This window comes from Micromonospora sp. RB23 (genome assembly GCF_053585025.1).
The window spans coordinates 6,725,808-6,744,850 of record NZ_CM132111.1 but is presented as its reverse complement, the minus strand read 5'-3'; the positions used below and the strand labels follow the sequence as shown (position 1 = coordinate 6,744,850).

The 19,043-nt window shown below is 71.4% G+C and carries 18 protein-coding genes and 1 tRNA gene; 11 read left to right on the top strand and 8 right to left on the bottom strand.

The window, feature by feature from the left end:
• The first annotated feature begins 3 nt into the window (after nt 1-3).
• Nucleotides 4-1,065: an aspartate-semialdehyde dehydrogenase gene (locus ACTFTM_RS30835; RefSeq protein ID WP_449563797.1), complete on the top strand. Its 1,062-nt coding sequence runs from the start codon at nt 4-6 to the stop codon at nt 1,063-1,065.
• Nucleotides 1,066-1,241: 176 nt separating this feature from the next.
• Here ACTFTM_RS30835 and ACTFTM_RS30830 read toward each other — a convergent pair whose 3' ends face one another.
• On the bottom strand, nt 1,242-2,606 hold the full coding sequence (locus ACTFTM_RS30830; RefSeq protein WP_449566778.1) for a diguanylate cyclase: 1,365 nt from the start codon (nt 2,604-2,606) through the stop codon (nt 1,242-1,244).
• Between the two features lie 209 nt (nt 2,607-2,815).
• Between ACTFTM_RS30830 and ACTFTM_RS30825 the strand changes: the two genes are divergently transcribed.
• The 4 genes from ACTFTM_RS30825 to ACTFTM_RS30810 all read left to right on the top strand — a co-directional run bounded on the left by ACTFTM_RS30825 (nt 2,816) and on the right by ACTFTM_RS30810 (nt 6,997).
• On the top strand, nt 2,816-3,595 hold the full coding sequence (locus ACTFTM_RS30825; protein WP_449563796.1) for a phosphodiesterase: 780 nt from the start codon (nt 2,816-2,818) through the stop codon (nt 3,593-3,595).
• Between the two features lie 10 nt (nt 3,596-3,605).
• Nucleotides 3,606-4,256 carry a histone deacetylase gene (locus ACTFTM_RS30820; RefSeq protein WP_449563795.1) on the top strand — a complete coding sequence of 217 codons (651 nt, stop codon included), beginning with the start codon at nt 3,606-3,608 and terminating at the stop codon, nt 4,254-4,256.
• 311 nt (nt 4,257-4,567) lie between these two features.
• Complete coding sequence (locus tag ACTFTM_RS30815) at nt 4,568-5,023, top strand: lamin tail domain-containing protein (protein ID WP_449563794.1); 456 nt, start codon at nt 4,568-4,570, stop codon at nt 5,021-5,023.
• A 267-nt stretch (nt 5,024-5,290) separates the two neighbouring features.
• Nucleotides 5,291-6,997 carry a bifunctional metallophosphatase/5'-nucleotidase gene (locus tag ACTFTM_RS30810; protein WP_449563793.1) on the top strand — a complete coding sequence of 569 codons (1,707 nt, stop codon included), beginning with the start codon at nt 5,291-5,293 and terminating at the stop codon, nt 6,995-6,997.
• 454 nt (nt 6,998-7,451) lie between these two features.
• On the opposite strand, the gene ACTFTM_RS30805 is transcribed toward ACTFTM_RS30810, so the two are convergent.
• Nucleotides 7,452-8,735: an MFS transporter gene (locus ACTFTM_RS30805; protein WP_449563792.1), complete on the bottom strand. Its 1,284-nt coding sequence runs from the start codon at nt 8,733-8,735 to the stop codon at nt 7,452-7,454.
• A 119-nt stretch (nt 8,736-8,854) separates the two neighbouring features.
• Here ACTFTM_RS30805 and ACTFTM_RS30800 point away from each other — a divergent pair, with 119 nt between their 5' ends.
• Nucleotides 8,855-9,328, top strand: coding sequence for a hypothetical protein (locus ACTFTM_RS30800; protein ID WP_449563791.1), 474 nt, complete (start codon nt 8,855-8,857; stop codon nt 9,326-9,328).
• Nucleotides 9,329-9,395: 67 nt separating this feature from the next.
• Here the strand turns inward: ACTFTM_RS30800 and ACTFTM_RS30795 are convergent.
• A tRNA-Pro gene (locus ACTFTM_RS30795) sits at nt 9,396-9,472 on the bottom strand.
• Between the two features lie 95 nt (nt 9,473-9,567).
• Nucleotides 9,568-10,461 (bottom strand): metallophosphoesterase, encoded by an 894-nt coding sequence (locus tag ACTFTM_RS30790; protein ID WP_449563790.1) that lies wholly within the window; start codon nt 10,459-10,461, stop codon nt 9,568-9,570.
• Nucleotides 10,462-10,486: 25 nt separating this feature from the next.
• Between ACTFTM_RS30790 and ACTFTM_RS30785 the strand changes: the two genes are divergently transcribed.
• Entirely contained in the window at nt 10,487-10,942 is a 456-nt protein-coding gene (locus ACTFTM_RS30785; protein ID WP_449563789.1) for a GatB/YqeY domain-containing protein, read from the top strand.
• 84 nt (nt 10,943-11,026) lie between these two features.
• Here ACTFTM_RS30785 and ACTFTM_RS30780 read toward each other — a convergent pair whose 3' ends face one another.
• Nucleotides 11,027-13,465 (bottom strand): penicillin-binding protein, encoded by a 2,439-nt coding sequence (locus ACTFTM_RS30780; RefSeq protein WP_449563788.1) that lies wholly within the window; start codon nt 13,463-13,465, stop codon nt 11,027-11,029.
• A 402-nt stretch (nt 13,466-13,867) separates the two neighbouring features.
• Here ACTFTM_RS30780 and ACTFTM_RS30775 point away from each other — a divergent pair, with 402 nt between their 5' ends.
• On the top strand, nt 13,868-14,188 hold the full coding sequence (locus ACTFTM_RS30775) for a WhiB family transcriptional regulator (RefSeq protein ID WP_449563787.1): 321 nt from the start codon (nt 13,868-13,870) through the stop codon (nt 14,186-14,188).
• A 6-nt stretch (nt 14,189-14,194) separates the two neighbouring features.
• Here ACTFTM_RS30775 and ACTFTM_RS30770 read toward each other — a convergent pair whose 3' ends face one another.
• From ACTFTM_RS30770 to ACTFTM_RS30760, 3 genes are read right to left on the bottom strand one after another with little or no spacing between them, the layout of a single operon-like run.
• Nucleotides 14,195-15,346, bottom strand: coding sequence for an ArsA family ATPase (locus ACTFTM_RS30770; protein ID WP_449563786.1), 1,152 nt, complete (start codon nt 15,344-15,346; stop codon nt 14,195-14,197).
• Between the two features lie 54 nt (nt 15,347-15,400).
• A complete protein-coding gene (locus ACTFTM_RS30765; RefSeq protein ID WP_449563785.1) occupies nt 15,401-16,378 on the bottom strand; it encodes an ArsA-related P-loop ATPase in 978 nt (325 codons plus the stop codon).
• A gap of 26 nt (nt 16,379-16,404) precedes the next feature.
• Nucleotides 16,405-16,986, bottom strand: a complete 582-nt coding sequence (locus ACTFTM_RS30760; RefSeq protein ID WP_449566777.1) for an Rv0361 family membrane protein — start codon at nt 16,984-16,986, stop codon at nt 16,405-16,407.
• Between the two features lie 768 nt (nt 16,987-17,754).
• Between ACTFTM_RS30760 and ACTFTM_RS30755 the strand changes: the two genes are divergently transcribed.
• The 3 genes from ACTFTM_RS30755 to ACTFTM_RS30745 are packed head-to-tail and all read left to right on the top strand — an operon-like array spanning nt 17,755 to nt 18,957.
• Nucleotides 17,755-18,240: a hypothetical protein gene (locus tag ACTFTM_RS30755; protein ID WP_449563784.1), complete on the top strand. Its 486-nt coding sequence runs from the start codon at nt 17,755-17,757 to the stop codon at nt 18,238-18,240.
• Between the two features lie 44 nt (nt 18,241-18,284).
• The gene (locus ACTFTM_RS30750; RefSeq protein WP_007466198.1) at nt 18,285-18,440 is read left to right on the top strand and encodes a DUF4177 domain-containing protein; all 156 of its coding nucleotides are present in this window, start codon (nt 18,285-18,287) and stop codon (nt 18,438-18,440) included.
• Between the two features lie 55 nt (nt 18,441-18,495).
• Nucleotides 18,496-18,957, top strand: coding sequence for a RidA family protein (locus ACTFTM_RS30745; RefSeq protein WP_449563783.1), 462 nt, complete (start codon nt 18,496-18,498; stop codon nt 18,955-18,957).
• Nucleotides 18,958-19,043 lie beyond the last annotated feature (86 nt).

Sequence of the window (19,043 nt, the reverse complement as noted above, 5' to 3'; positions counted from 1 at the left end):
CCGATGACGGCGCTGCCCACCCTCGCCGTGGTCGGAGCGACAGGTGCCGTCGGCACCGTCATGTGCGAGCTGCTCACCGGGCGTCGCAACGTCTGGGGCGAGATCCGGCTCCTGGCCTCCGAGCGGTCGGTCGGCAAGCGGGTGCGCTGCCGGGGCGAGGAGATGGTCGTCCAGGCGCTGACCCCGGAGGCGTTCGACGGTGTCGACGTGGCGATGTTCGACGTGCCCGACGAGGTCTCCGCCGAGTGGGCGCCCATCGCCGTCGAGCGGGGCGCCATCGCGGTCGACAACTCCGGCGCCTTCCGGATGGACCGTGACGTCCCGCTCGTCGTTCCGGAGATCAACCCCGAGCAGGTCCGCAACCGGCCCCGGGGCATCATCGCCAACGCCAACTGCACCACCCTCGCGATGATCATCGCGGTCGCGCCGCTCCACCGCGAGTACGGCCTTCGGGAGCTGGTGCTCGCCTCCTACCAGGCGGTCTCCGGCGCGGGCCAGGCCGGCGTGGACATCCTGCACGACCAGCTCGCCAAGGTCGCCGGCGACCGGGCGCTCGGCTCGCGCACCGGCGACGTCCGCCAGGCGGTCGGCGACGACCTCGGCCCGTTCCCGGCGCCGCTGGCGCTCAACGTGGTGCCGTGGGCGGGCTCGGCGGCCGACGTCGGCTGGTCCTCGGAGGAGATGAAGATCCGCAACGAGTCGCGGAAGATCCTCGGCCTGCCCGACCTCAAGGTCAGCGCCACCTGCGTCCGGGTGCCGGTGGTCACCGCCCACTCGGTGGCCGTACACGCCGTCTTCGCCACCGAGGTCGACGCCGAGGGCGCCCGCGAGGCGCTGCGCAACGCGCCCGGCGTGATCGTGGTCGACGACCCCGCGGCCGGCGAGTTCCCGATGCCGATCGACGCGGTCGGCACCGACCCGAGCTGGGTCGGCCGGATCCGCCGCGCCCTCGACGACCCCCGCGCCCTCGACTTCTTCGTCACCGGCGACAACCTCCGCAAGGGCGCAGCCCTCAACACCGCCCAGATAGCCGAACTCCTGGCCAAAGAACTCCGCACCCCGTAACCCGTCCCGCCCTCCGCGTCGCGCTCTCGCCCGCGCTGTCCTCGCGCCCCGGTTTCTGGGTCGATCATGGAGTTGTAGTGGCCGCTTTGGTGGGGGAAGGGATGAATGTCCCCACCACAACTCCATGATCGACGCGTTTCAGCGGGCGCGGGCGGGGGCGGGGGCGGGGGCGTGGGTTAGGCGGCGGCTAGGTGGACTCCGTCTCGGCCTTGGCGTTTCACCGCGTAGAGGGCCTGGTCGGCTCTTCGTAGGGTGCGGTCGGGGGTTTCGCCGGGGCGGGGTAGCGCGACGCCCACGCTGATCGTGCGGCCGGTACGGCGGGCCGCCTCGGCCAACCGTTCGGCGATCCGGACGGCCTCCTCCGGGCGACTCACCTCGATCACGGCGACGAACTCGTCACCGCCGATCCGGTACAGCTCGTCGCCGTGCCGCAGCGCGCCCTCAAGTGCCCGGGCCAACCCGACCAGCACCTGGTCGCCGGCCTGGTGCCCGTACGTGTCGTTGACCGTCTTGAAGCCGTCCACGTCGATCGCCAGCAGAGCCGTACGCCCCGGGGTGGCCGCCGCGATCCGCTGTCCGAACGGGCCGGTGTGCCGCAGCCCGGTGAGCGGGTCCGAGCTGGCCTGTTCGCGCAGTCGGGCGAGCGTACGCAGCCGCTCCAGGCTGGTCCACGCCTGCCCGGCGAGCAACTCCATCAGGCTGACCGTGGTGGGGTCCGGGTGCAGCGCACGCTCGTCGGCGACCAGCAGCACCCCGGCAGCGTCCGCCGGCCCGACCGGCACGGCGACAAGCGTGCGTACCCCCGCCCGGGTCAGCGGTCGGTAGTCCTCGGTCGGGGGATGCCCGGCCTCGCCCAGCGTGTAGCCGGCGCCGTACCGGTGCGCCCGTTCGACCATCCGGTCCAGGGCGGCGGGGCCCGCGCCGGCCAGCTCGGCACGGATACGGGTCTCCAGGTCACCGGGCGTCGTCGGGGACGGGCCGAGCTGACCGCCGATCAACAGCACCGCGGTGGAGAGGGTGGACACCTCCCGGGCGGCGTCGGTCGCCGCGCTGATCACGGCGGCCTCGGTGGGGGCGGCGGACAGTGCCGCGGCGTGCCGGAGCAGTTTCTCGCTGCGGCTCTCGGACGGCGGGCCGCCCAGCGCGGCGATCCGCGCGCCGAGCCGGGCCGCCAGACGCTGTGCGGTCTCCCGCCACGGCCGCAGGTCGACCGGATCACTCCACTGCAGGTCCAGAACGCCGATCACCCGGCCGCCCGGGTCGCGTACCGGAACGCACAGCTCGGTCGTGACGTCGGGGCGTACGGGTAGGTAGTCCGGGTCGACGGTGACGTCCGGGACCACCGCGGCGGTGCCGGTGGCGTACACCCGGCCGACGATTCCGGTGCGCGCCGGTACCGTCGCGAAGACCTGCCACGCGCCGGTCGCCGCCACGCAGCGCAGCCGGTCGTGGGCCTCGAGCAGCACCGAGATGGTGGCCGGGGTGTGGTGGGACAGTGCGCTGACCGTCCACCGACAGGCTTCCGGCGCGCTCGACGCCATCGACAGGCGGACGCTGACGTCACGGATGACTCGCTGATGATCCACTCGCACGTCGTTCCAGGTAGGGGAGGGGTTGGATCAAGCGTACTCACGTTCGCGGAGTGGGCTTCCAGCTTCGTACACATGTGCTATCCACAGGCTGTGGATGGAGCCTGTGGGAAGAGGCGGCGGACGATAGCGTGGGGTCCCGGCGTCCCGGAGGAGTGCCCATGCTCATCGCGCACATCAGCGACCCGCACCTGACCACCGGTCTGCTCGCCGCCGAGCCCGCCGCCGGGCTGCACCGCGCGCTCGGCCGTGTGCTCGCCCTGCGCCCGCGACCGGACTGCGTGGTGATCACCGGCGACCTGGCCGACCACGGCCGACCCGACGAGTACGCGGCGCTGCGCGAGCTGATCGGGCGGTTCCCACTGCCGATCTACCTGACCACCGGCAACCACGACGACCGCGAGTCGCTGCTCGACACGTTCGGCGGCACGCCCTGGCTCGGGGGCGGGTTCTCCGCCTACTACCACGTCGACCACGAGGCGGCGACGATCGTGGTGCTCGACTCGCTCGTCCCCGGCAGCGACGCCGGCCAGCTCGGCGAGGAGCAGCTCGGCTGGCTCGACCGGGTCCTCGCCGGCCGGCCGGAGGTCCCCGCCATCCTCTGCCTGCACCACCCGCCGGTCGCGGTCGGCATCCCCACGGCGGACGCCATCCGCCTCGCCGACGGGCCCGCGCTGGCCGAGGTGGTCGGCCGGCACCGGCACGTCGTGCGGGTCGCCGCCGGGCACCTGCACCGCACGGTCACCACGGGGTACGCCGGCACCCTGCTCACCGTGGCACCCAGCACCTGGAAGCAGAGCACCCTCACCATGGCCACGGACGAGGTGATCGGCTGGGTCGCCGAGCCGACCGCCTTCCTGCTGCACCGGATCGAGCCGGACGGCTGCGTGACCCACACGGTGCAGGTCAGCCACACGGCCGGGCAGACCTGCGGCTTCTGAGGTCGTCACCGTGCTCGTCTGGTACGTCGCGTACGGGTCGAACATGCACGCCGCCCGACTGGCCTGGTACATCGGCGGTGGCTGCCCACCCGGCGGGCGGCGGACGTACCCGGGTTGCCGCGACACCCGCCCACCGAGCCGGTCGGCTCCCGTGTGGATGCCCGGTGGGATCTACTTCGCCGGTGAGTCCGGCGCGTGGACCGGCGGCATGGCGTTCTACGACCCGGAGCTGCCGGGCGAGGCCGCCGCGCGGGCGTACCTGGTGACCATCGAGCAGTTCACCGACATCGCCGCCCAGGAGATGTACCGCCCGACGGCCGACACCGCCGACCTGCTCCCGGCGAGCGTCGCGGCCATCGACGCGGCCGTCACCGACGGGCGGGCGACGCTCGGCCCCGGCCGCTACGAGACCCTGGTCTGCCCCGGTCGGCGTGCCGGCATCCCGATGCTCACCTTCACCGCCCCCGAACCGGCGTCCGCCGTGCCGCACCGGCCACCGGCACCCGCCTACCTGCGCATGATCGCCCAAGGGCTGCACGAGTCACACGCCTGGCCGGCCGAGCGGATCGCCGACTACCTGGCGCAGCGCCCCGGAGTCGCGGACGGCTGGCCGCCCGACACCGTGCGCGCGCTGGTCCACGACGCGCTCACCACCGCCTGACCGGCCGATCCCGGCTTCCGCCCGGGTCGACAGCGATGATCCGCCGGCCGGATCGACCGGCGGGATCATCGGACCGGATGGGCGGGCCGGTGGGAGTCCCGTCACGTCCGAAGGACGACCGGTCCGAACTGCCGGGCGGCGCCGCCGCGGACCGACCGGCACTCCACCCTCCACCGCCCGGATCGACTTGGCGTCGCAGCCTCCTCGCTGGTCATGCCCGCGCCCTCCCGGCGCTAGCGTCAGCGCTCACCGTCACATGTGGAACGACCGCGTCGGTGCTCATCGGCCGGCGCACGGAGTGGGGAGACAGCATGACGAGGAAGACGATCGGTCTCGCGCTCGCGCTCGCCGGGACGCTCGCTGCCACGCTCGCCACCGCCGGACCGGCGCAGGCCGCGACCCCGGCGGTGCAGATCACGAAGGTCTACTACAACTCGCCCGGCAGCGACAACCGCTCGAACTCCAGCCTGAACGCGGAGTACGTCCGCCTCACCAACCGGCGGTCGAGCACCATCAACATGAAGTCCTGGACGCTGCGGGACAAGGCACGCCATGTCTACACCTTCAGCGGCGACGTCCGCCTGGCCGCCGGAGCCAGTGTCTACATCCACACCGGAAAGGGCCGGAACACCTCCACCCACCGCTACTGGGGATCCGGCGCGTACATCTGGAACAACACCGGCGACAGCGCCTACCTGCGCGACTCGGCCGGGAAGCAGATCGACTCCTGCTCCTGGGGCAGCAAGGGCAGCTACACCTCCTGCTGAGCAGGGGGACGCCGCCGGTCGACCGGCCGGCGGCGTCCGCCGTGGACGGCGATCGAGGGATCTGATCGGTGGCCGGCGGTGGACCAATCGGTGTACTCGCAGCTCTGCCGTACTGCTCGGCTCGACGGGTGAGCGTGCGGATGAGAGGCTGGCCGGGCGGGCGACGGCCCAACCGCCGCCAAGCGTGATCGATCCTTCCGACGGCGCGACAGGCGGCCGCACGACCCACCGGCCGGGCACCGTACGCCGATTCTCACGAGGAGTTCCATGTCCAATTCCGGGATGCGTCGGGCCGCTGTCGGCCTGACCGCGCTCGCGGTGGCAGCGCTCGGCGCGGTCGCCACCACTCCCGAGCAGGCCGACGCGCGACCGAAGCCGGTCGACGTCACCCTGCTGGCCCTCAACGACTTCCACGGCAACCTCGAACCGCCGAGCGGCTCCAGCGGCACCATCGCCGGGCAGACCGCGGGCGGTGTCGAATACCTCGCGACCCACCTGGCCGAGCTGCGCGCCGCCGCCAAGAAGAAGAACACCATCACCGTCGCCGCCGGCGACCTGATCGGCGCGTCCCCGCTGCTCTCCGCCGCGTTCCACGATGAGCCGACCATCGAGGCGCTGAGCATGGCCGGTCTGGACTACGCCAGCGTCGGCAACCACGAGTTCGACGAGGGCGCCGCCGAACTGCTGCGCATCCAGAACGGCGGCTGCCACCCGGTGGACGGCTGTGCCGACGGCACCCCGTACCGGGGCGCCGGCTTCAAGTACCTCTCCGCCAACGCCTTCAAGACCGCCACCGGCAAGCCGCTCATGGCGCCGTACGCGATCCACAAGGTGCAGGGCGTCAAGGTCGGCTTCATCGGGATGACCCTGGAAGGCACCCCGCAGATCGTCAGCCAGCAGGGCGTCGCCGGCCTCACCTTCACCGACGAGGCCGAGACCGCCAACCGGTACGCCCGCGAGCTGCGCCGCAAGGGCGTACAGACCATCGTCGTGCTCCTGCACGAGGGTGGCGCCCAGGCGGCGACCGGCGGCATCAACGACTGCGTCGGCATGACCGGGCCCATCGTGGACATCGCCAACCGGATGGACCCGTCGATCGACGTGGTGGTCAGCGGCCACACCCACCAGGCGTACAACTGCAACATCAACGGCAAGCTGGTCACCAGCGCCAGCTCCTTCGGTCGCCTCGTCACCGACATCGACCTCAAGATCGACCGACGCAGCGGTGACGTCATCTCCGCTGCCGCGAACAACGTCGTGGTCACCCGGGACGTCGCCAAGGACCCGAAGCAGACCGCCCTGATCGACCGCTACAAGACCGTGCTCGGCCCGGTCGCCGACCGCCAGGTCGGCGAGACCACCACGGCCATCACCAAGACCCAGGAAACCCTCTTCGGTACGACGCTGGGCGAATCCCCGTTGGGCAACCTGATCGCCGACGCGCAGCTCGCCGCCACCGACGACGAACAGAACGCGGTCGCCGCCTTCATGAACCCGGGTGGGGTCCGGGCCGACCTCAACGCCGGGCCGGTCACCTACGAGGAGGCGTTCACGGTGCAGCCGTTCGCCAACAACCTGGTGACCCTCGACCTGACCGGGGCGCAGCTCTACTGCGTCCTGGAGCAGCAGTTCGTCACCGGACGGACGCTGTATCCGTCGTCCACCGTCGGCTACGTGGTCGACCCGGCCGGCGCCACCGGCACCGCGGCCGACCCGTGTGCCGGCACCCGCGTGGTCCGGGGCAGCCTCACCATCGGCGGCACCGCCGTCGACACGGCCGCCACCTACCGCGTCACGGTGAACAACTTCCTGGCCGGCGGCGGCGACGGCTTCAGCGCCCTCACCGCGGGCACCAACCAGGTCACCGGCCAGATCGACCTGGACGCGTTCGTGGCGTACCTGACCGCGCAGTCGCCGGTCTCCGCTCCCGCGCTCGACCGCATCCGCACCACCGCCGAGGTCCCCGCCGCCTGACGGCCGACCCCGCGACGTCGGGCCCCGGAGCAGCTGCTCCGGGGCCCGACCCGTTTCCCGTCCCTGTTGCTGGCGGTCACATGATCACGCTCGAACCTGGAAGTAGTGGCCTCCGAGCCTGCGGATGCCACTCGATCCAGGATCGAGCACGATCTTGCGGAGTCGGCGGTTCCGCGAGCAAGATCCGCGCAACATCGGCGATGTTGCTGCCTCCCGCGCGCCGGAGACAGCAACATCGGGGAACTTGCGCGGATCTTGGGCGCCGGGCGCCGGGCGCCGGGTCCGGGGCCGGGCGCCGGGGCCGGGCGCCGGGGCCGGGGCCGCGTGTCGCGTGTCGCGTGTCGGGGGCCGGGTGCCGGGCGGCGCGTGTCGGGTGCGGGCGCCGCGTGCGGGCGTCGCGTGTCGGGTGTCGGTCGCCAGGCCGCGCAAGGCGTGTCGGGCCCGGCGGCGGGTATCAGGCGGGAGTGGGGGTCGGGTCGAGGGAGGTGGGGACCGGCGTCATCCGGCCGTCCTGCTCAGCGCTGAGCAGTCGGCGCAGCGAGAGCGCCACCAGGGAGGCGACCAGGCAGCCCCCGACCACCATCGCCACCCAGACCTTGCCGTCGGCGGCACCGATCAGCGGGCCGGCGGTCACCGGGCCGATCACGCCGCTGATCCCGAAGATCATCGAACTCATCGCGTTGTAGCGGCCGCGCAGCTCGTCGGTGGCCAGGGCGTTGGTCAACGCGGGCATGACCGGCGACAGCAGCGTCTCGCCGAAACCGAAGATCGCCGAGCAGGCCACCACACACAGTGCGGCCACCAGGGCGCTGCCGGTGCTGACCACGCCGGCGACGCCGAGGACCAGCCATGCGGTGGCGAACACCGCCCCGACCACGGCGAGCGCGCCGGTGCGGCTGCGCCCCTCGATCCGGCGGATTACCAGCAACTGGGCGAGCACGATCATCACCGTGTTGGCCGCGAGCGCCCAGGCGACCACCCGGGGACTCACCTCGGCGACTCGGACGGCGTATGCGGCGAAGCCGACCTCGACCTGGGCGTATCCGCAGGTGGTGAGGACCAGGCCGAAGATCACGAGCCGGCGGAACGGACGGTCCCGCAGCACGGTCAGGTAGCCGCCGTTCGACGGCCCGGTGCCGGCTGAGCGGTGGCCGAGTCGGTGGCCGACTCCCGGCAGGGTCAGCAGGATCAGGGCCGGCATCAGGTAGCTGACCGCATCCAGCAGGTAGATCGTCTGGAAGCTGGCGGGTCGCGCCGTGTCGACGATCGCCCCGGAGGTCATACCGCCGATGCCGATGCCGAGGTTGAGCAGCGCGAAGTTCAGCCCGAAGACCCTCTGCCGCTCGCCGTCGTCGGTGAGCGACGCGAGGATCGTGTTCTGCCCGGACCAGATCGCCGAACTACCGATGGCGATCACCGTCATCACCAGCAGGGCCGAACCGGTCGAGTGAACGAGCGCCAACGAACCGGTCCCGATCGCCTCGATCACCAGGCACGGCACCACCACCCAGCGCGCGCCGAACCGGTCGATCAGCGTCCCACCCAGCGGCGACAGCGCCAGGGTGACGACGCCGTACCAGCCGATCACCAGACCGGCGCGGGTGTCGGTGAGTCCCCGGACGTCGGTCAGGTAGATGAACAGGAACGGCAGGGTCAGCCCTCGCCCGATCGCCGACAGCAGGGTGCCGGCGAGCATCCGGCGGGCTTCTGGACGGCGAGGTAGGGCGCGGCGCAGCATGTCCGGCATTCTGTGCGCTGGGTGTGACGTCAGGCGAACCGTTTTGGACGAACCTCGGGCTCGCGGTGATCAACGCCACGACGACAGTCGGTGTCGGCCCGGTCTGGGATGCTGGCCCGATGACCGGCACCTGGCGACACCTGCCCGCTTCCGCCCGCGCCATCGCGGTGACCGCCACGGCAGCAGTCGCCGCCGCCCAGGCCCGTGACGGTGCGGCGTACGACGAGGCGGTCGCCGATCTGGCGGCCGACGAGCGGTCCGGTCTGGTGCTCGGGACGGTGGTCCGGCTCCTGCTGGAGGAGAGCCACCCGGACGGGTTGGACGGTGACGACATCCGCCAGGTGCTGGCGCGATGCGTGCAGGACGCGATGCGCTGGCGGTCGGATGTCGACCCGCACGTGGTGCTCGTCCTGCTGGCCGGCGCGCTGGGCGTGTACGACCCCGAGGGTGACGACGCGCCCCCGGACGCGTCCGCCCTGGCCCGGCACGCCCCGCTGCTCGTGGCTGACCTGCTGGCGGCGACGGGCGCGCCGTTGGACGGCTACCTGGCCGCCGCGTTCACCGAGATCGAGCGCACCGAGCGGCACGACTGACGGCGGTCGGGCAGGACCGCTATGCGAAGAGGGCACATCCGATCGATCGGATGTGCCCTCTTACCTCTGGTCGGGGTGGCCGGATTCGAACCGACGACCTCTTCGTCCCGAACGAAGCGCGCTACCAAGCTGCGCCACACCCCGAGGCGTGCCGACAAATAGTAGCCCACCCGCTCCGATGGTCAAACTCGGTACCCCCGCCGTCCGACGCGCCGGTGCGTCGGGACGACGACGCAAGGTCAGCGGGGGATGAGGGTCAGGATGCTCGCCTCCGGGGGGCAGGCGAAGCGGACCGGGGCCGTCGGGTGGGTGCCAAGACCGGCGGAGACGTGCAGCCAGGAGTCCGAGCCCGGCCACCGGTGCAGACCGCGCGCCATTGAGCGGGGCAGGCCGCAGTTGGTGACCAGCGCCCCGTACCCCGGGACGCAGACCTGCCCGCCGTGGGTGTGCCCGGCCAGCAGGAGGCCGAAGCCGTCGGCGGCCATCTGGTCGAGCACCCGCGGCTCGGGGGAGTGCGTCACGGCGATGGACAGGTCGGCGGTGGACGCCACCCGGCCCGACACGGACGGGTAGTCGTCCCGGTCGATGTGGGGGTCGTCGACGCCGACCAGGTCCAGTTCCCGGCCGCCGGCTTTGAGGCTCGTCCGGGCGTTGTTCAGGTCCGCCCAGCCGGCTCCGGTGAAGACCTGGCGCAGCTCCTCGTAGGGCAGTTCGACGCCCTCGGTGTACTCCCGGTCGGGCAGGAAGTAGCTGAAGGGGTTCTTCAGCACCGGACCGGTGTAGTCGTTGGAGCCGAACACGAACGCGCCCGGATAGTCCAGCAGCGGTTGCAGCGCCCGCAGCACGCCCGGCACCGCCTCGGGGTGCGCCATGTTGTCGCCGGTCACCACCACCAGGTCGGGGTCCAGGGCGGCCAGCGACGCCACCCAGCGCTGTTTGCGGGCCTGGTTGGGCATCATGTGCAGATCCGACAGGTGCAGCACGCGCAGCGGCTCCGCGTCGGCCGGCAGCATCGGCACGTCGTACCGCCGCAGGGTGAACAGGTTGCGCTCGACGAGCGACGCGTACGCGAGGGTGGTCGCTCCGACCGCTGCGGTTCCGGCGGCGAGGCGGAATAGTGTGCGCTTTCGCATGGCGTTCAGGGTAGTTTGACCGTCCATGAGCACGCTGAAGGACCGCCTCACCGCCGACATGCGTTCCGCGCTCAAGGCGCGCGACGAGCTGACCACCTCCACGCTGCGGATGGCCCTGGCCGCCGTCGGTAACGCCGAGGTGGCTGGCAAGGCCAAGCGCGAGCTGACCGACGACGAGGTGCTCGCGGTGTTGACCAAGGAGGCCAAGAAGCGCCGGGAGGCGGCGACCGCCTTCGCCGACGCGGGCCGCGGGGAGCAGGCCGCGAAGGAGACCGCCGAGGGCGAGGTACTGGACCGCTACCTGCCCAAGCAGCTCTCGGATGCCGAGTTGACCGACCTGGTCGCGGGGGCGCTCGCCGCGGGCGGCTTCACCGGCAAGGCCCAGATGGGCCCGGCCATGAAGGCGGCCCAGGCCGCGGTGGCCGGCCAGGCCGAGGGCGGCCGGGTGGCTGCCGAGGTACGGCGACAGCTCGGCCTCTGATCCGCCACGCGGCTCGGGTTCGACCCAACGAAACGGGCGGGCACCCCGGAAGGGTGCCCGCCCGTTCGCGTGTGTCGCTGCGGCTCAGCCGCCCGGACGGTTACCGGGTCGGCCGGGCGTGCCGCCGGGCTGTCCCGGCTTGTTGCTGTCCGGCGGAGTGCCACCGGCGCCGGTGCTGACCTGGATGGTGACCACACCGCCCTTGATGGTGCGACCGTCGGGGCTGGTGCCGGCGGCGGTGCCCGCCGGGCAGCTGGACGCCACCTTCGCCTCGGAGACGACCGGCTCGAAGCCCGCGCCCTTGATCCGGGACTTCGCGGTGTCCACCGGCTGGCACTTCACGTCGGGGATGCTGCGCTGGTCACCTTCGGAGATCTTCTGGCCCGGGGGTTCGAAGTTGATGCGCGGCTTGCCCTTCATGGCGTCGCGCAGCGTCTCGTACACCGGTGGATTGATGCCGTCCTTCTCGGCGTGCTTCATCTTGACGTTCGTCTGCGGCCAGTCCGGGTCGGCCATGATGCCGGCCACCGCGTACTGCTTGGTCATCGCGACGATGGCGGCCGTCTTCTCCGAGTCGGTGGTGCCCGTCTTGCCGGCCACCGGCGCGCCGACGATCCCCCGCACCACGCCGGCGGTACGGCTGCTGCCGCACTTGCTGGTCTTGGAGTTGTCGCCGACCGGGCAGCGGGCGGCGTCGACGGCGGCGCGGGCCACGTCGGTGCTGAACCGCTTCTCGCAGCGCGGGTTGGCGATATCCAGCTTCTTGCCCTCCGGGTCGCGGATCTCCTGCACCGGGATCGGCTCGCAGTACTTGCCGTCCGCCGCGAGAGTCGCGTACGCGTTGGCCAGGTCCAGCGGCGTGGTGGCGGAGACGCCCAGGGTGAAGGCGCCCCACTGGTGGGCGGCGTCCTTGGTGGCGGCGAACTTGGCGTCGTTGCTGGCCCGGAACTGGATGCCGGCCCGCTTGGCGACGTCGACCACGTTCTCCGCGCCGACCTGCTGCTGCAGCGGCACGAAGTAGGTGTTGACCGACTGGGCGAAGGCGGTCCACATGTTCTGCACGCCGCCGGCCTTCTTGCCGGAGTTGGTCGGGCAGTAGAAGTGGGTGCCGGGGCAGGCCGCGGGGCTGCTGCTGTCGATGATGTACTCCGACTTGAACTGCTGCGGAGCGTTCATCGAGTAGCTGAGCGGGATGCCCTTCTCCAGGGCCGCCACGATCGTGAAGATCTTGAACGTCGAGCCGGCCTGGTAGCCGGCGATGCCGTCGCCGCCGGTGAGCAGCGGGTTGACCGTCGCCGGATAGTTGCCCTTGATGCCCCGCTTGCTCTTCGCCGGATCGCTGGAGATCTTGTTCTTCGGGTGCTTCGGATCGTCCAGCTTGAACTGCCGGTTGACCGCCAGCGCCCGTACCCGGCCGGTGCCCGGCTCGACCACGGCGACCATGGCGGCTTCCTTGCTGTTCACGCTCTTGGCCTTGCGGACCGCCTTGTCCGCGCCCTTCTGGGCCTGGACGTCGATCGACGTGACGACGGTGTAGCCGCCGCTCTTGAGCCGCCGCTCACGGTCGTACGACGTCGAGCCGAACGTCGGCTGCTGCATCCACCAGCGGTAGAAGTAGTCGCAGAAGAAGCCCCACTCGTTGACGTTGGTGGCGACGCAGCCGTTCGGGGTGCGCTTGTCCTGCACCTTCAGCTTGACCGCCTTGGCGGCGTCGGCCTCCTGCTGGGTGATGGCCTTGGTGTCGACCATGTTCTGGATGACGTAGTTACGACGGTCCAGCGCCAGCGGGTAACCGCTCTTGGTGGTCGGGTCGTTCGTCGTCGGCGCCTTGACCATGCCGGCCAGCAGCGCCGCTTCCTCGATCTTCAGCTTGCTCGGCGGCTTGCCGAAGTAGACCTGGCTGGCGGCGTAGATGCCGTACGCGCCGTTGCCGAAGGACGCGAGGTTGAGGTAGCGGGTCAGGATCTCGTCCTTGGAGAACTCCTTGTCGACCTGGAGGGCCAGCCGCATCTCGCGGAGCTTGCGGGCGCTGGTGTCCTCGGTCGCCGCGACGACGTCGGCCGGGTGGGTGGCCGAGTAGGCGATCGCGAGCCGGACGTACTGCATCGTCAGCGTCGAGGCGCCCTGGCGGCCAGCGCCCTCGCTCTGGTTGTTGACGAACGCGCGGGCGACACCGTTGATGTCGACGCCGTTGTGCTTGTAGAAGTCGTGGTCCTCGGCCGCGATGATGGCCTTGATCATGTACGGCGAGATGTCGGCGAGCTTCACGTCGCGGCGGTTCTCGTCGTACATCGTCGCCAGCGGCGTCTTGCCGTCCGACGCCAGCAGGTAACTGATCTGTGGCGCGCGGGCCACCGTCAGTTCCGTGGGCAGGTTGCCGAACGTCTCGGCGCCGGCCTTCGCGGCCAGTCCGGACATCGCTACCGCGGGGAAGGCCGCCGCGGCGACCACCACGCCGGCCAGCAGGCCACATATGAGCAGCGATGCGGCGTTGGTCAGCACATTGTGGTCACGTTTCCGCATCCAGGTCACCTCGGCATGGTACGCGAGTAGGGAACGAGGGGCGCATGGGCGTGTTTCCCCATTTCCTGCGCGCGCTGCCCTCGTTGTGCTAAACGCATGACCCCCGGTACGAGGTTGCGTGTGATCGGCGTGAGTCTCCTCCGTTTGGTGGAGACCTCGCAGCGTTTTCGTGGACCTCGGCGGGGTAACCGGCGGTCGAGAGCCCGGGAAGCCGGGAGTGTCCGGAATGATGGATTTCGCCGACAACGTTGCGTAATCGGTCGACTACAGAGCATGATGATGGCGGCGACAGCGCCACATGTCGTCCGCGCCGCCTTGGGGAAGGCGAGCCGGGCGATCGGGGGGAATTGCCGGCTGCCGTGCAACGAGGTCGGTAGGTACTGCAAGGGGGGACGAGTACACATGGGCATGATCACTGACTGGCCGTCACTGGCGGCATGTCAGAACGGGGACCCGGACGCGTTGTTCGTACAGGGCGCCGAACAGAACGTGGCCAAGCGGATCTGCCGGAGCTGCCCAGTTCGGTACGAGTGCCTGGCCGACGCGCTGGACAACCGGATCGAGTTCGGTGTGTGGGGCGGTATGACCGAACGCGAACGCCGGGCGTTGCTGCGTCGTCACCCCCAGGTGACGAGCTGGCGCAAGATGTTCGAGGCAGCGATGAAGAAGAACAGCAAGGACAAGGCCGGCAAGGACAAGGTCCTGGTCACCGCGACGAACTGACGCCGGTCACGCCCGGCTGATCGCCGCGCCGATCGTCCGTAGCCCGTCGACGTCGTGCACGTCGGCGGGCTGTGCCGTCACCGACACCGCCGGCACCGCCGGGAACGCCTCGGTGAACCGCGCGGCGACCTGCTGCTCGCGTACCGCCTGACGCGCCAGCGCCGCGTGCGCCCGCAGCACGTCGGCGGTGCCCTCGTGCCCGCCCAGCTCGGCCAGCCGCTCCGCGGCGGCGCGACTCCGCTCGGCGTCCAGCTCCGGAACCACCGGTCGGTGCACCCGGTTGAGCACCAGGCCGGCCAGCGGCATCTTCTCCTCCCGCAGCCGGCCCGCGAAGTAGGCGGCCTCCCGGACCGCGTCGGGCTCGGGCGCCGCGACCAGCACGAAGGCCGTCTCCCGCGCCTGCAGAATGCGGTACGTCTGCTCCGCCCGCTGCCTGAAGCCACCGAACATCGAGTCGAGCGCGGCCACGAAGCCGGACAGGTCGGTGAGGAGCTGCGCGCCGAGGACCTTCTGCACCACCTTGGAGAACATCCCGAAAGACGCCGTGACCAGGCTGAACATGCTTCGCCCGCCGCTGCGTGCCGGTGCCAGCAGCAGCCGCAGCATCCGGCCGTCGAGGAAGCGGGAGAGGCGGGCCGGCGCGTCCAGGAAGTCCAGCGCCGAGCGGGACGGCGGGGTGTCCACCACGATCAGGTCCCACTCGCCGCGCGCGTGCAACTGGCCCAACTTCTCCATCGCCATGTATTCCTGTGTGCCGGCGAATGTCGAGCTCATGGCCTGGTAGAACGGGTTCGCGAAGATCTCCGCGGCCTTCGTCGGGTCGGTGTGCGCCAGCACCACGTCGTCGAAGGTGCGCTTCATGTCCAGCATCATCGCGTGCAGCTCACCGCCGCTGGCCTCGACGTCGATGCCCTTGACCTGCCGGGGCGTGTTGTCCAGCTCGGTCAGGCCCAGCGACTGGGCGAGCCGGCGGGCCGGGTCGATGGTGAGCACCACCGTACGGCGGCCGTGCTGCTCGGCGGCCCGCAGCGCCAGGGCGGCGGCCGTGGTCGTCTTACCCACCCCGCCCGCGCCGCAGCACACGACGATCCGCACGCCCGGGTCGGCGAGGATCTGGTCGACGTCCAGCTGCGGCGCCGCGTCTTCGGAAGGCACCAATCGAGCGTATCGGGCCGCGTCGGTCCATGCGCCCGTGCTGAGCTCAGGTGTGAGTCAATCGGCGCGGACGAGGGCCCGGGCCAGGGTCGCGAGGCCCACACGGTCCACCCCGTCGGGCAGCAACGGCAGCTCCACCATCGGCAGCCCCAGCTCCACCAGGTCGGCGCGGAGGGAATCCTCCAGTTCGCGCCGGATGAGCTGGTCCCGTGCCTCGTCGTGCAGTCCGGCCACGATGTCCTGATCGGCCGGCAGTCCAGCGGCGACCAGACCCCGCCGCAGGTCCGCCGCGGTGACCGCCGGGCCGGCCGGCAGCGAGGGCCGGGCGCCGTTGACGATCACCTTCCCGATGCCGAAGCCGAGGGAGGTCAGGTCCGCGATGGCGTCCACCGTCTCCTGCACCGGCATCTCCTCCAGGAGCGTGACCACGTGCACGGCGGTCATCGGGGAGCGCAGCAGCGCGGAGACACCCTCGCTCTGTGTCTTGATCGGGCCGACCTTGGCGAGCCGGGCCGTCTCGGCCGTCACGTTGAGGAAACGACCGATCCGACCGGTGGGCGGCGCGTCCAGCACCACCGCGTCGTACGCGCGCCGCTGCCCCGAGGTGCGGGTGGTGGCCTCCTTCACCTTGCCGGTGAGCAGCACGTCCCGCAGTCCCGGGGCGATGGTGGTGGCGAAGTCGATGGCCCCCAGCTTGCGCAGCGCGCGCCCCGCCGCACCCAGCTTGTAGAACATGTCCAGGTATTCGAGCAGGGCCTCCTCGGCGTCCACCGCGAGCGCGCGCACCTCACCGCCGTCCGGCGCGTCGGCGAGGTGACGCTCCTCGTACGGCAGTGGGTCGAGGCCGAAGAGTTGGGCGATGCCCTGCCGGCCCTCGACCTCCACCAGCAGGGTGCGCCGGCCACCGGCGGCCAGCGCCAGGGCCAGCGCCGCCGCCACGCTGGTCTTGCCGGTGCCGCCCTTGCCGGTCACGACGTGGAGGCGGGCCGACCATCCGCTACCGGCCGGGTCGGACGGCCGCTCAGGTGCACGCACCCGTCGAGCCTATCCAGGGCGACGGGTCACGCGACCTCGCAGACCCACCAACCCGTCTTCTGCACCACGGTGAAGCGCAGGTCCTGGTCGGCCACCTTCTCGTCGGCCGTGGTCATGGTGATCCGGGTCGAGACGGTGGCCCGGTCGCCGGTCTGGTTGTCGACCTTCGGGGTGGTCCACTTGAACCGGGGGTTCTGGTACGTGGAGGCGTATTTCTCCACCTCGGCCACCTTGGCGGCGATCTTCTTGTCGTCGCGCGAGGCGGCGCAGACGTGCTCCGCGGCCTTGTCGGCGTCCCGATCCTTGTAGACGGCGGTGAGGAACTCGTCGACGGCGACCGCCGGCTCCTTCGCGCCCTCGCCGGACTCGGCGTTCCGCAGGGTCAGGAACGTCACGACGCCACCGCCCACGCAGAGCACCATGATCACGGCCAGCGCAATGGCCGCGATCAGCAGGCCGCGCTTCTTCTTCGGCTCGGCGGCGCCGGCGTACGGCGGGTAGCCGGGCGGGGGCGGCGGGATCGCGCCTGGGGAGGCGGGCAGCGCCGACGTGTCGGCCGGACCCCCGGTCTGCGGGACGCCACCGGGCGGGGCGGGCGTGGTCGGCAACCCGGGCTGCGCGGGAAGCGCCCCCGCCCCGAACTGACCCGGAGAAACGGGCTGGCCGGGGAAGGGCTGACCGGAAACGGGCTGACCCGAGACGGGCTGGCCGGATACCGGCTGGCCGGGGAGGGCGAGCTGCCCACCGAGGGCGGATTGACCGGACCCTGCGGGCTGGTCGGGGAGCGCCGGCTGACCGGGCTGCGTCGACGGGCCCGGCTGACCGGGCTGCGCCGACGGGCCCGGCTGGGCGGGGATGACCGGCTGGCCCGGCGTGGTCGGCGCGCCGGACTCAGCGGTGGAGGTCGTCGGGTCCGACTGCCCCGGGCCGGCCGCTGCCTCGGGCTGGCCGGCGGGGTCCGGGTGGGACGGCGGAAGAGCGCGCGGGCCGGCCTGGTCGCCGCTGGGCGGTTGGGTCATCTCGTTCCCCCGGGGGTGCGGCGCCCGGCCGCCACCCCTGGCGCCGAGCGAGATCGAGCGGGCGGCCGGGCGCTGCGCGACCGTCCGACCGAGAGGGTAGCGGCCGACCGTCGGTTCGGTGTCGCCCCTACCGCGCCGTACGTCACTTCTCGACCCGGAGAAGCGGATGGTGGCATCCGACGCAGTCGGGATTCCTGCCGTGGGTCTGTCACATATGTGACTCTGGGTGACTGATCGTGCGCGTCCTGTTGGCGGGACCGCCCTCCCGGACCTATTTTCGTCCCGGTACGGGGGACCGGAACGGTTGGTTGGACCGGACCGGAAGCGTGGTCCGAGAGGTACGACCGGAGGCAGTTCATGCGCGACGCGGACAACATCCCTCGCACCCAGTTCCCGGCGAACGACCGGCAACGGCGGCTCGGGTCGGTGGGTGAGGCGACCGGCGGGCTGGTCGGCAACCTGCCCATCAACGAGCGGTCGTACCGTCGGGTTTCGGAGCCGCCGGAGGGCTACCGGGCGTCGAACCGACCGGTCGAGCGGTCGCGGGACGACGACGAGCCGGGGTTCGTCATCCACCTGCCGATCCGGGTGACCAACCTGGCGGCGGCGACCGCGTTGGCCGGGCGGGTCGCGGTGTCGCTGGGATTCCTGCCCGAGTTGGACGCGGGTGAGACGACCGTGTCGAACGCGGACGACCAGAACAACCGGCACCGCGTCTTCTGCGACCTGTTGCTGCCCGACCGTTCCCGCTGCCCCCAGGGGTACGGGCACGAGGGGCCCTGTGGCGAGGTGCCGGCCACGCCGGAGCAGCGTCCCGCGCCTCGCCCGGCCAGCGGACCGTAGGCTGTGCCTCGACGAAGTCCGCACCACGAGGGAGCCCTCCAGCGATGCAGAAGTGGGAATACTCCACGGTCCCTCTGCTGGTCCACGCGACCAAGCAGATCCTCGACAACTGGGGTGAGGACGGGTGGGAACTCGTCGCCGTCGTCCCCGGCCCGAACCCGGATCAGCTGGTGGCGTACCTGAAGCGGCCCAAGGCGTGAGCGCCGGAACTTCGGCACGGCGACGCTGCGCGATCGCGAACGACGAGGTGGCGCGATGAGCAACGGTCCGCACGCGAAGCTCGCCGAGCTGGGCTTCGAACTGCCCGACGTGGTGCCGCCGGTGGCCAGCTACGTGCCGGCCGTGCAGTCCGGGCAGCACGTGTACGTCTCCGGTCAGTTGCCCATCGCCGAGGGCAAGCTCCTGGCGACCGGCAAGGTCGGCGCCGGGATCTCCGCCGAGCAGGCCAAGGATCTCGCCCAGCGGTGCGCGCTCAACGCCCTGGCGGCGGTCGACTCGCTGGTCGGCCTGGAGAACGTGGTCAAGGTGGTCAAGGTGACCGGCTTCGTGGCCTCGGCGCCCGGGTTCATCGGCCAGCCCGCCGTGATCAACGGCGCCTCCGACCTGTTCGGCACCGTCTTCGGCGAGGCCGGCCGCCACGCGAGAAGCGCGGTAGGCGTGGCCGAACTCCCCCTGGACGCCCCGGTGGAGATCGAACTGATCGTCGAGGTCGCCTGACCCCACCGCGATCTTGCACTTCCTGTCCCGACGAATGCCGTGAACCGGCATGAAGCAGCAACAGGAAGTGCAAGATCGCGGGCAGT

Coding starts and splice junctions, on each gene's coding strand:
- ACTFTM_RS30785 (WP_449563789.1), top strand. CDS start 10,487: ATGAGCACGCTGAAGGACCGCCTCACCGCCGACATGCGTTCCGCGCTC.
- ACTFTM_RS30810 (WP_449563793.1), top strand. CDS start 5,291: ATGTCCAATTCCGGGATGCGTCGGGCCGCTGTCGGCCTGACCGCGCTC.
- ACTFTM_RS30800 (WP_449563791.1), top strand. CDS start 8,855: ATGACCGGCACCTGGCGACACCTGCCCGCTTCCGCCCGCGCCATCGCG.
- ACTFTM_RS30775 (WP_449563787.1), top strand. CDS start 13,868: ATGGGCATGATCACTGACTGGCCGTCACTGGCGGCATGTCAGAACGGG.
- ACTFTM_RS30825 (WP_449563796.1), top strand. CDS start 2,816: ATGCTCATCGCGCACATCAGCGACCCGCACCTGACCACCGGTCTGCTC.
- ACTFTM_RS30805 (WP_449563792.1), bottom strand. CDS start 8,735: ATGCTGCGCCGCGCCCTACCTCGCCGTCCAGAAGCCCGCCGGATGCTC.
- ACTFTM_RS30835 (WP_449563797.1), top strand. CDS start 4: ATGACGGCGCTGCCCACCCTCGCCGTGGTCGGAGCGACAGGTGCCGTC.
- ACTFTM_RS30790 (WP_449563790.1), bottom strand. CDS start 10,461: ATGCGAAAGCGCACACTATTCCGCCTCGCCGCCGGAACCGCAGCGGTC.
- ACTFTM_RS30780 (WP_449563788.1), bottom strand. CDS start 13,465: ATGCGGAAACGTGACCACAATGTGCTGACCAACGCCGCATCGCTGCTC.
- ACTFTM_RS30815 (WP_449563794.1), top strand. CDS start 4,568: ATGACGAGGAAGACGATCGGTCTCGCGCTCGCGCTCGCCGGGACGCTC.
- ACTFTM_RS30755 (WP_449563784.1), top strand. CDS start 17,755: ATGCGCGACGCGGACAACATCCCTCGCACCCAGTTCCCGGCGAACGAC.
- ACTFTM_RS30750 (WP_007466198.1), top strand. CDS start 18,285: ATGCAGAAGTGGGAATACTCCACGGTCCCTCTGCTGGTCCACGCGACC.
- ACTFTM_RS30745 (WP_449563783.1), top strand. CDS start 18,496: ATGAGCAACGGTCCGCACGCGAAGCTCGCCGAGCTGGGCTTCGAACTG.
- ACTFTM_RS30830 (WP_449566778.1), bottom strand. CDS start 2,606: ATGGCGTCGAGCGCGCCGGAAGCCTGTCGGTGGACGGTCAGCGCACTG.